The sequence below is a fragment of the Mesorhizobium sp. M0633 genome (assembly GCF_040320645.1).
Taxonomy (GTDB): domain Bacteria; phylum Pseudomonadota; class Alphaproteobacteria; order Rhizobiales; family Rhizobiaceae; genus Mesorhizobium.
Genome location: NZ_JAMYQC010000122.1, coordinates 1 through 774, shown reverse-complemented (window position 1 = coordinate 774; position 774 = coordinate 1). Strand labels below are relative to the sequence as shown.

At 67.2% G+C, this 774-nt stretch carries 1 protein-coding gene; it reads right to left on the bottom strand.

What is annotated here, in order from left to right; translation table 11 throughout:
* Positions 1-736 (bottom strand): S-adenosylmethionine:tRNA ribosyltransferase-isomerase (locus NKI47_RS34940; RefSeq protein WP_352596386.1); only part of this gene is annotated, 736 nt, incomplete at its 3' end.
* Between the last annotated feature and the right edge of the window lie 38 nt (positions 737-774).

Sequence of the window (774 nt, the reverse complement as noted above, 5' to 3'; positions counted from 1 at the left end):
GTTCGCGCGATAGAAGCGGCGGTTGGCGATTGAGCAGCATGGAATCGCCGAATTCATGCGCGCGGTATCGATACGCGATGAAGGCTGCGGAGGCCTTGGCGAGCAGAGCATCGTCGGCAAAGGCGCGCAGGAGCTCGAAATGGCTTTCGCCTGGCTGGTGGACGCCCGTGAGAATCGCATCGACCACGCGAAGCCGCGTGCCCCGCGCGATGCGCCCTGTCGCAATGCCATTTCCGGCACGCACATTGCCGCCGGGATTGGCGGCTGCCTCAAGTGCGCGCACTACGCTCGTGCCGATCGCAATGATGCGGCTGCCGCGCAGCTTCGCCCGCGCGACCTGCGCCGCGGTGCGCCCAGGGATGCGGTATGGCTCGTCGAAGGGAAGGCGCGAGTCGAGCGCGGGATCGCCGGTAGAAGAGACGCCCGCAGCATGCGTGAGTGTTGCAAAGCCAACGTCGTGCCGACGCCAGGCTTGGAGCGTGCGCCAGTCGAGCGCGAAGCCTGCCGACGGCGCCTCGAACGCGACCGGCCCGGCGGCAATCTTCGTCCAAACATCCCACAGTGCCAACGGCTCGGGAACATGCGCGTATTGGATCGGCCGGCCGAGCTGCGCCAGTTCTGCAAGCACCGCTGCGCGGTTGCCTGGGAAGTGCAACTCGAGAAGGCGTGGATGGTCGAGAAGGCGCTCGACGACGGTGTCAAGCGAGCCGAGCCGGAGGCGATCGCCTGGTGACAGCGGAGGTGGAGGCAGCCGGTCTTCCGTGCGCGTGCGGT